This window comes from Lyngbya sp. CCY1209 (genome assembly GCF_055795065.1).
This window is the reverse complement of record NZ_JAYFER010000244.1, coordinates 1-10,283: the sequence shown is the minus strand read 5'-3', so window position 1 is coordinate 10,283 and position 10,283 is coordinate 1. Positions and strand designations below refer to the sequence as shown.

Below are 10,283 nucleotides of genomic sequence, written 5' to 3'. Positions count from 1 at the left end.
GTCAGTTAAGACTTAGGCTGGTCAGCTACCTAAAGGAGAGGCATGAAGCCCCGTCTCTTTAGAGCGGGGTGCTGACATTGCTATATTGGAGACTGTGGCGGCGGGCGATCGCCCCAGGGGGGGCGCGGGGGGCGCGAGACTCGGAAACTCAAACACCCCGATTCGATCGCCTTGCGGATGACGGTCGATAACCGATGACCCGACTCTCGAAAACCGCCCGCTGCACCCTGCCATAACGGTCGATCGCATCAATTATCGCCCCCCGACAACTTCGCTGTCAATTGGGTTCTTGCAGATACCCAATTTCGTCACAAATCTCAATTTATATCCGGGTCGAACTCCGGATTTTTGGGGATACTGAAATAAAACTTACTCCCCACTCCGACCTCGGATTCTACCCAGATTTTACCGCCGTAGCTTTCGACAATTTTTTGGCAAATAGAAAGGCCGATTCCCGTCCCCGGATACTGTTGGTTGGCGTGCAGGCGGGTGAAAATTTTAAAAATACGGTCGAAGTCTGTTTCCGGAATGCCGATGCCGTTGTCGGACAGGCAAAAAATCCAATCCTGCCCCGCTTCCGAGGCGGCGACGTGGATTTGGGGGGCGACGTCATCCCGGCGATATTTGAGCGCATTTCCGATCAGATTTTGAAACACCTGCCCCAGTTGAATTGGCTCGGCGATGGCGGCGGGCAAAATATCCCAACTGACGGCGGCATTTTTCGCTTCGATCTCCGGCTGCAAATCCCTCAAAACTTGCTCCAAAATCCGGTTGCAATCGGTCAACTGCAAGGGGATATCGGGGGTGTCGCAGCGGCAGTAGGTGAGCAGATCTCGAATTAGCCGCTGCATCCGAATGGAAGCCTCTACAGTCCCCTCGATATAGGTTTTTTCCCTTTCATCCCATCGATCGCCACGTTCGGCTTTAAGCAACTGAGAAAATGCGATCAAACTGGTCAAAGGTTGTTGCAGGTCGTGGGCGACGACCGATGCAAATTGTTCGAGTTCTCGATTCGATCGCGTCAGTTTTTGATTGATTTCTTCCAATTGATCGCACTGTTTCGCGAGCTGTCGCTTCTGGTTCGCGATGGCGATCTGATGGTCAATTCGCGCTAAAACCTCTTTGACATGGAAGGGTTTGGAGATGTAATCGCTGCCACCAATTTTAAAACTTTTTATCTTTTCTTCTTGGCTATTTAAAGCGCTCAAAAAAAAGACCGGTATATCTTTTGTTTGGGGCTGACTTTTCAGAAGTTGACACACCTCGTAACCGTTCAAAAACGGCATCATAATATCGAGTAAGATCAGATCTGGCGGCTCGGAAGATGCGGCGACGAGGGCTTGTTTTCCATCGATGACTCGTCGCACCTCGTAGCCATTTTGGGTCAGCATTTCAAACAAAATCTGCAAATTTTCGGGTTGATCATCGACGATCAAAATATCTCCGTTTCGGGAGGAGGAAGGTGATTCATTCATGTTTTTAATGACCAAAAAAAGAAAATAAATGGATTTAAAAATGGGAGTCCGACCGCCACAATTCCGGCGGTTGTGAAGTCATTCTGAAAAAGATCGGGCTCCCGACACCCCCAATTCTGGGGGTTCTTACTCTGTAGTTTTCACCCATCATTTCACATTGCTATATAGTGATTGGCAATTACTGAAAATTAAGCGGGTTTCAAAAAATGGGTTGAAAAAATTGAGTCTTTTGGGACGCTCTGAATCCGCCGAAACTTGTTCGACAGAGGGACCCGCGATCGCATTTTATCTAGTTCGGATCAATTGTCGGATTTAAACCCTAGTTTTTGACGCAAGTATCGCGTCCGTGTACCGACAATTTTGATGGGGAAATCAACCTTCAAATCCTGATGGGAAACGGATCTGATAACTGGTACTTTTATGTTTATCATGGAAAGCCAAAAATGTCAAGCTTATATCAAATCCGGTTGAATGCAATGCCGTTGTTTTGCATTTTTACCAACTTTTCCCACTTTTCCCACTTTTCCCACTTTTTCCGCGTTCTCATCTGTCGATCGCGGATCGTTGCTATCTATGATGTTTCTTCAATTTAAAATAAAACTTCGTCCCCAATCCGACCGTGGATTCGACCCAAATTTGACCGCCGTAGCTTTCGACAATTTTTTTGCAGATCGACAGGCCGATCCCCGTGCCGGGATACTTGTTGAAACCGTGCAGGCGAGTGAAAATTTTAAAGATGCGATCGAAGCTTTTTTCCGGGATGCCGATGCCGTTGTCCGCCACGCAAAAAAGCCAATGCCGTCCTTCTTCAGAAACGGTGATGCGGACTTGGGGGGCGACGCCATCGCGGCGATATTTGATGGCATTTCCGATCAGATTCTGAAAGACTTCTCCGAGTTGGATGGGGTCAGCCATGACGGCGGGCAAAAGGTCGGAAGTGACGGTGGCATTTGTCGCCTCGATCTCCAACCTCAAATCGCTCAAAACCTGCTCCAAAACTGGGTTGCAGTCGGTCAACTGCAAGGGGGCGGGTGGCGTGTCGCAGCCGCAGTAGGTGAGCAGATCTCGAATCAGCCGCTGCATCCGGGTGGCGGAGGTGACGATGCGATCGACGTAGGAGGCGGCTTTTTCGTCGAATTGACCTTCATATTCGATCTGGAGTAACTGGGCGAAAGCCTTCAAACTGGTGAGGGGTTGTTGGAGGTCGTGGGAGACGACGGAGGCGAACTGTTCGAGTTCCCGATTCGATCGCAATAATTTTTGATTCAACTCTTCCAATTTCCCGTACTGTTCGGCGATCTGCCGTCGCTGGCGTCCGATGGTGAGTTGATTTTCGATTCTCGCCAAAATTTCCCTCAATTCAAAGGGTTTGGAAATGTAGTCCACCCCCCCGACATCGAACCCCCTGACCTTTTCAGAGACATCCTTGAGGGCGCTCAAAAAAATCACCGGGATCTCCTTCGTCCGGGGCTGGCTTTTGAGCAACTGACAGACCTCGTAGCCGTTCAAACCGGGCATCATGATATCGAGTAAAATCAGGTCGGGCGGTTCGGAGGCGGCGGCGGTGAGGGCTTGTTTCCCGTTGATGACGCGGCGGACATCGTAGCCCTGTCCGGTCAGCATATCGAACAGAAGCCGCAAATTTTCGGGCTTGTCATCGACGACCAAAATATCTCCCTTGGGATAGACTTCTGGGGGTTCATCCATGTTTTCCGGGCTCGATCAACTCAATAATTCGGTCAAAGTAGAGGTGGTTGACGTACCAAGTCAACCCTTCTGCCAACTCGGCGCGATCGCTGGGAATCTGGGCAATTAAATCTCGCAATTTGGATTCCCGGGCGGCGAGGGCCGCTTGGTAAAACTGGGCGTTCCATTCCTCGCCCAGAGTCGCCAGGTTCGCCAGATTCAAAGTTGGGGAGAGTGATGGGGGCGCGTCAGACGGAGGAGAACCGGAGGACTCATAAATATAGTTTACTCCCAGATGATGGGCGATGCACTCCAACAGGGCGGCGGTGCGAAAGGGTTTTTCGATCAAATCGTCGCAGCCGGCGGCGAGGATCGACGATCGCCCCGACTCGAAAACGTGGGCGGTGATGGCGACGATCGCCACGGATTCGCCCCCGGGGTCTCGCCGGATCTGGCGGGTGGCTTCGTAGCCGTCCATGACAGGCATCCTCATGTCCATCAAAATCAGGTGGGGACGCCACTGTCGCCAGCAGTCCAGCGCTTCCCGGCCATTTTCAGCGGGACGGACTTCAAATCCGATGGGAACCAGGAGATCGACCAACAATTTTCGGTTGGCGGGGTTATCCTCGGCCACCAAAATGCGGGGGGTTCGTTGGTCCCGGACCAGGGCGATGGGATTTTCCGGAGTCCCCGCCTCCGGGAGGGATGCGGGAGGGTGGACTTTGAGGGAGATGTGGAAGGAGAACCGGCAGCCGCGGCCCGGATGAGAGGCGACGGCGAGGGTGCCGCCCATCAACTGCACGTACTGGCGGGCGATCGCCAGGCCCAAACCGGTGCCCTGCTGGGAGTTACGGCCCGTTTCCGTCTGGACGAAGGGCTCGAACAGGAGTTCCTGTTCTTCCGCGCCGATCCCCGGCCCGGTGTCTTCCACCTCGAAGTGAAGTTGGCCGATGCTGGGGAGCGATCGCACCCGCAGGGTGACGCGGCCGATCGCGGTAAATTTGATCCCATTATCGAGCAAATTGAGCAGGACCTGCCGCAATTTGGCTTCATCGGTTTCGACGTATTCGGGGACCCCCTCTCCCACGTCGATCTCCAACGTCAACCCCTTGGCGCCGGCCCGCAGTTGCAACATCGCGTTCAGGTGCCCGACCAGGGACCGCAGGTTGAAAACGGTTTCAGTGAGGGTGACTCGGCCGGCTTCAATTTTGGCGAGGTCAAGGATTTCGTCGATCAGGGAGAGCAGGTATTCTCCGGACTGCCGGACGATCTGGAGGGACTCCTGCTGGCGGGGGTCCAAATGGGCGTCCTGTTGCAGGAGTTGGGCGAAGCCGAGGATGGCGTTGAGGGGGGTGCGGAGTTCGTGGCTCATGTTGGCGAGAAATTGGCTCTTGGCGCGGTTGGCCGCGTCGGCGGCTTCTTTGGCCCGCTGCAGTTGGGCGAACAGTTCCGCCTGGTAGATGGCGACGCCCAACTGGCCGGCCACCTGGTTGAGCAATTTCACTTCCCCGGAGAGCCACTGGCGGGGGGCGTTTTGATACATCACCAACAGCCCCCACAGGGTTTCGCCGACGTGGACGGGTACGCTTACATAGGCTTGGATTTCCAAGTGGTGCAACAGTTGCCGGTGGGGTTCGGGGAGGGAGGTGTCTTCGAGGCGATGGACGATGACGATTTCCCCGGACTGGGGAGACGGGATGCCCGGGGTGATGTCGGGGGAGTCGGGATGGTCGGCGATCCGGGTTCGCAGGTGGGGGGCCAGCAACTCGCAGGCGATCTCGCCGCCCCAGTTGTCGTTGAAGCGGTAGATGGCGACGCGATCGCAGGTCAAGATCGCCTGTACGTCCTGGGTGGTACTCTCGAAAATCTTCTCCAAATCGAGGGTCTGGCGCATTTGTTGGATCACCTGGGCGATCGCCATTTCCCGGACTATCGTCTCCCGCAGGGCGTCCTCGGCCATGATGCGATCGTTGAGTTCCACCTGCAACTGCTGGTAGAGTTGGGCCTGCTGGATGGCGATCGCCAGTTGGGTGGCCAGTTGTTTGATCAGTTGGATTTCCCACTGTTCCCAGTAGCGGGGGACTTGGCATTGGTGGACGACCAGCAATCCCCACCAATCGTCTCCCTCACAGATGGGGACCGCCAGGCGGGATTTAGCCGGTAAGGCGATCTGGCGGTCGGAAAAGACGGCGAAAATCTCGGAGTCCGCCTTGCAGACTAGGTGGGGGTAGCCGACAAAATAGCGCGGGTCGCCCTCGGGTATGCAGGGGTCGTCCCGATACCGACAGCCGACGATCGCTTCGATGCCGGGGGCGGCGGATTCGTGGGTGACGGTGTGGCCGCCGGACTCGGAGCGCAGGATCAGCACCCGGTCTAGTTGCAGCAGCGATCGCAACTCATCGACGGTATTTTGGAGAATTTCGTCGAGGTCGAGCGATCGGCTGATGCCGAGGGTGAGTTGGTAGAGCAGGTGTTCCCGCTCGAGCTGCTGTCGCAACTGGGCTTGCGATCGCTTGCGATCGGTGATGTCCTCGGCGATGCCGGCCACCCGCACCACCTCCCCCCGCTCGTCGAAAATCGGAAAGGCGCGATCGCAGATCCAGCGCATCTCGCCGTCGGGCCGGAAAATCCGGTACTCCCGCATCGCCACCCGGCCCGCTTCCACCCGGCAAAAATGCAGGATGATGTCTTCCCGATCCTCGGGGTGCACTCCCTCCAGCCAGGAGAAGGGGTCGTCGTAGACGCTGCGGGTGCTGCGCCCCCAGATCTGTTCGTAGGCGGGGCTGACGTAAAACACCTTGTCGCCCCGGGGGCTGGTGAGCCAGAAGACGTCTTGAATGTGGTTCACCACCTGGCGGAACCGTTCCTCGCTCTCCCGCAGGGCTTCCAAAGCCTTTTGCCGCTCGGTGAGATCCCGGAAGCAGACGACGTAGAAGGGTTCCCCCCGCCACTCGGTCGAAGCCACGCTCATCTCGGCTATCACCATCCCCCGCCGGGGGTTCAAAATGCCCAACTCCGCCACGTCTCCGACGACGATGGGCAGTCCCAATTCGCGATCGACGAAGGCTTCGGGGGGGCGGCCGAACAGGTCGAGGGCGGCGGGGTTGGCGGCGCGGACGATGCCCCGGCGATCGACCATCAAAATGCCGTCGGAGATGCTGTCGAAGATGACCTGGAGGCGGGCTTCGGCTTCCTTGTGGGCGGTGACGTCCTGGGCGGCGCCGAGGATTTGGGTGGGGTGGCCGCTCTCGTGGCGGGTGAAGGGGACTTCCTGCGATCGCAGCCAGCGATAAGACCCGTTTTTGTGGCGGAGGCGGTATTCCATCTCGACCATTTCCCCGTCCGCCAATGTCGCGATGCGGTCGGGGAGGGTTTGCAATTTGGGCAAGTCGTCGGGGTGGATGTGTTCCCAGAAAAAGCGATCGCCGAGATGTTGCACCTCCTCCGGGGTGTAGCCGAGGATGTTGATGACCGAGCGGTTGACGTAGCGGTTGCGGAGGGTTTTGGCGTCGTAGACGTAGAGGAGTTGGGGGGAGGCGTTGGCGATGGTTTCGATAAACAATTTGCTCTGATAGAGTTGTTCTTCCGATCGCTTGCGATTGGTGATGTCGAGGACGGTTCCGAATAATGTCAGGACCCGCCCTTCGGGGTTGCAGATGGGGTTTCCCTTAGCCAGGACGTGCCGTTGCTCCCCGTCGGGCCGCAAAATCCGCAGTTCGAGTTCGTAGGATTGCTTTTCCGCGATCGCTTGCTCGACGGTGGTTTGCCAGCGATCGCGATCGTCGGTCGCGATCTGCTCCCGGTGTTCGGCGAAGGTGGGCGCGGGTGACTCAGGGTCGAGCCCGAAAATCCGAAAGGTCTCTTCCGACCAGAGGATTTCCCCGGTGCCCACGTCAAATTCCCAACTGCCGACGTGGGCGATTTTTTGGGCTTCGGACAGGTGTACTTTTTCCCGCATCAGGGCCCGGGCGATCTTCTGGCGATCGGTGACATCCCGGTAGGCGCTCAAAAACCACTGTTCGCCATTGACGTTGACGAGGGAGGTGGAGACGAGGAGGACTTTGCGGGTGCCGTCCTTGGCGACGATTTCGGTTTCCACCTCCCGCATTTCCAGGGCTTCTTTTGCCTCTTGGATGCCCAATTGGGCTTGCCGGTAGTCGGCCGGGTCGGGGTAGAGGCGGGCGAGAAAGTCTTGGCAGTCGTTGGCTTCTTCCCCGGTGTAGCCGGTGAGGGTCTGCATTTGGGAATTGAAAATGACGAATTCGCCGGATTTGTTGCTGAGGGTGATGCCTTCCCCCACCGTGTCGATGACCGTCAGTAGCCGTTCCGTCAGGGCCATAATTTCCGCTTCCGCCCGTTTGCGATCGCCGATATCTTCGACCACGGCGACAAAATATTGGGGGGTTTCATCCTCCCAGACCACGGACACGCTTAAATGGGCCCACACGGGGAAACCCCGGGCGTGGATGTAGCGTTTTTCGACGGTGAAGGTCTGGATTTCCCGGGCGAGGAGTCGGCGGATCAGGTCGAGGTTCCCGGGCAGGTCGTCGGGGTGGGTGAGGTCTTGAAATGTCAGTTCCGAGAGTTCTTCGACACCGTAACCCACGATGTCGGCAAATTTCTGATTCACCCGCAGGAACCGCCCCGAAGTATCCACCTGTACGATCCCCACCCCGGCCTGGGTGAAAATGCTGCGGAAAATCTCCTCACTCTGCCGACGTATGGCTTCGGCTTTTTTGCGATCGCCCATATCCCGGACGATGGAGATGATTTCACCGTCGTCGGTGGCGACGATTCGCGCTTCGTAGTGTTGCGGTTCCCGAAAGCGGCCGTTGGCGGGGAGGTCGTACTCGAACCGCTGCATCCGGCCGGTTTCGAGGGCTCCTCGGTGGGTCTGAATCAAACCTTCGGCGACGGCTTCGGGCAGGACGGCCCGGATGGTTTGGCCCAAAAATTCTTCGGGGGGCACCCAGGTGGGAAAGGTATGGGAGGGTTTGTAGTCGAGAAAGGTGCCGTCTTCGGCACAGCGGACGACCAGATCGGGGATGGCATCCAACAGGGCGCGGTTGCGGGCTTCGCTGTGGGTGAGGGCCTCCTGGACTTTTTTGCGATCGCCGATGTCGATGTCGATGCCGTCTACGATAATATCGCCGTTTTCTCTGCGGGAGAATTGGGCACGATCTTGAATCCAGATGATTTCGCCGGTGGCGGAAACCAGTCGATATTCCAAACAGGTCGTTCCGAGGGTTTCGGACATCTCGCTCACCTTCCGGACGATGCGATCGCGATCGTCGGGGTGAATCCAGGACAGGAAATCGACATCGGCCCGATCGATCATTTCTCGGGGATCGAGTCCCAAAAGCTGCCGGTAGCCCGGACTCAGGTAGGGGAACGTCACCCGCCCGTCCCCGTGGTAAATGGCGCGGTAGACGCCGCCGGGAATGTTGCTGACGACGGATTGGAGGCGATCTTCGGCCCCCTTGCGATCGCCGATATCCCGCACCGCCGCGATCAGATAATCCGGTGTTCCGTCGGGTTTTCGCACGACGGTGAGGGTCAGTTGTACCCACACCACGGAACCATCGGCGCGGAGGTAGCGCTTTTCGAGGCTTTCTCGGTCGATTTCTCCGCGGCTGAGTTGCCGCCAATAGCTTTCGGTGCGATCGCGATCGTCGGGATAGGTAATATTTTGGCAGGTTTGCCGCCGCAGTTGGTCGCGGTCATATCCGAGAATCTGACAAAATGTGTCGTTCGCCGAGAGCAATTCCCCGGTGGGGGCGACGTGGCACAGTCCCACCTCCACTTCCTCGAAAGTCCTGCGAAAGCGGTCATTGTCCCGGCCCCGTGCGACGGCCAACCCCAACCGCAGCGATCGCTCCACGATGGCCGCCGTCAGTTGACGTTTTTCCAGATAGTCCGCCGCCCCCAATTTTACCGCCGCCATCCCCTCCAATGGCGTCTCCACCAATCCGACGACGGGTTTCGGCGCGGCGCGACCGATCCAAGTTTCCAGGGAATGGCTCGAACCGTCCACCAGATACAGATCGTAGCCGGAAAGCTCGGTTTCCCCTTCCGAGACGCGATGGAGATTGACTCTGAGCAATTGCAGGGATTTGAGCAGGCGACGGAGGCGGCGATCGCACCCGTGATCTTCGGTGACGAGAAGAACGTTGACAGGCTCGGGTTTCATAGGTCAAAAGAAAACGGAAAATTAACAATTATTAATGATTAATTGTTAATTATTTTCTAGCCACGCGATCGCCGCATCTTTCTCGTCCCAAGAAAAGCACCTGACTTCAATTCCGGGGACCAGCCGGTTGCTAATATCCGCCAGACGACTCAGCCAGCCGCGATCGCAGACCACGGCTTTCCGGTTAAAATCCTTGAAATGCCCGAATGCCAACCGCAAATCTTCCCACAGGGCCTCGGGGCCGATGCCGCCCAAGTGCCGCACTTCCACGTAGACTTGCAGGGGCCCGTGCGACTTCAGCCGTTCTTCAATCAAGGTGGCGAGGTTCCTGACATCTCGCGTCTCGATTCCCCCGTCGATCTTCACTCCGACAATACTCCCGCCCGTCGGCAAAATTTCCATCGTCATCAGTCCCTCCTCCGGCACCGATTCAATCGAGTTATACGATCATTTATAGCATTTCTCAAACCGGTCAACTCCGCCGATCAATTTTTCGGGGAATCGACAATTCAATCATCAATTATCCATTATCAATTATCCATTATCAATTATCCATTATCCGTGGTATGATCAAAATAATGTTGAATTAATGCCTTCTATTGATGCCCCTGTTTTCCCAACTTCCCACGCCCGAGGTGCTGCAATGGCTCTCGGCTGGACGGTTGGCGAGTCGTTTCCACCGGGCGATCCGGCTGTGGGTGCTGCTGAGTCGCTTCTACGGGGTCGGCAGAAATTGGGCGACGGAACTTCCCCAACGGTTCAACTACGGGGCGGTCCGCGATCGCCTGTTCGCCCCCACCCACCCCAAGAGCGATCGCCTGAGTGCGGAAGAGATCACTTCCACCTGTGCGGACATCACGTAAAATCTCCGATACGTTTGGAAGCTCTGTCTCTTTAGAGCAGGGAGGAAAAACGAACGGCGGCTTTAGTCG

5 protein-coding genes are annotated in these 10,283 nt (G+C 56.7%); 1 reads left to right on the top strand and 4 read right to left on the bottom strand.

What is annotated here, in order from left to right; genetic code table 11:
* Window positions 1–317 precede the first annotated feature (317 nt).
* From AC0QHF_RS06450 to AC0QHF_RS06435, 4 genes are all read right to left on the bottom strand, one after another.
* Window positions 318–1,475, bottom strand: a complete 1,158-nt coding sequence (locus AC0QHF_RS06450) for a sensor histidine kinase (RefSeq protein WP_324703370.1) — start codon at window positions 1,473–1,475, stop codon at window positions 318–320.
* A 567-nt stretch (window positions 1,476–2,042) separates the two neighbouring features.
* Window positions 2,043–3,182: a sensor histidine kinase gene (locus tag AC0QHF_RS06445; RefSeq protein WP_324703369.1), complete on the bottom strand. Its 1,140-nt coding sequence runs from the start codon at window positions 3,180–3,182 to the stop codon at window positions 2,043–2,045.
* On the bottom strand, window positions 3,175–9,351 hold the full coding sequence (locus AC0QHF_RS06440; protein WP_324703368.1) for a PAS domain S-box protein: 6,177 nt from the start codon (window positions 9,349–9,351) through the stop codon (window positions 3,175–3,177). The genes AC0QHF_RS06445 and AC0QHF_RS06440 overlap by 8 nt, the downstream gene beginning before the upstream one ends.
* Window positions 9,352–9,396: 45 nt before the next feature.
* Entirely contained in the window at window positions 9,397–9,759 is a 363-nt protein-coding gene (locus AC0QHF_RS06435; RefSeq protein ID WP_324703367.1) for a SpoIIAA family protein, read from the bottom strand.
* 194 nt (window positions 9,760–9,953) lie between these two features.
* Here AC0QHF_RS06435 and AC0QHF_RS06430 point away from each other — a divergent pair, with 194 nt between their 5' ends.
* The gene (locus AC0QHF_RS06430; protein WP_324703366.1) at window positions 9,954–10,214 is read left to right on the top strand and encodes a hypothetical protein; all 261 of its coding nucleotides are present in this window, start codon (window positions 9,954–9,956) and stop codon (window positions 10,212–10,214) included.
* The last annotated feature ends 69 nt before the right edge of the window (window positions 10,215–10,283 follow it).

Bases quoted from the DNA above. Each gene is read 5' to 3' on its own strand.
- AC0QHF_RS06450 (WP_324703370.1), bottom strand. From the start codon at position 1,475: ATGAATGAATCACCTTCCTCCTCCCGAAACGGAGATATTTTGATCGTC.
- AC0QHF_RS06445 (WP_324703369.1), bottom strand. From the start codon at position 3,182: ATGGATGAACCCCCAGAAGTCTATCCCAAGGGAGATATTTTGGTCGTC.
- AC0QHF_RS06440 (WP_324703368.1), bottom strand. From the start codon at position 9,351: ATGAAACCCGAGCCTGTCAACGTTCTTCTCGTCACCGAAGATCACGGG.
- AC0QHF_RS06435 (WP_324703367.1), bottom strand. From the start codon at position 9,759: ATGACGATGGAAATTTTGCCGACGGGCGGGAGTATTGTCGGAGTGAAG.
- AC0QHF_RS06430 (WP_324703366.1), top strand. From the start codon at position 9,954: ATGCCCCTGTTTTCCCAACTTCCCACGCCCGAGGTGCTGCAATGGCTC.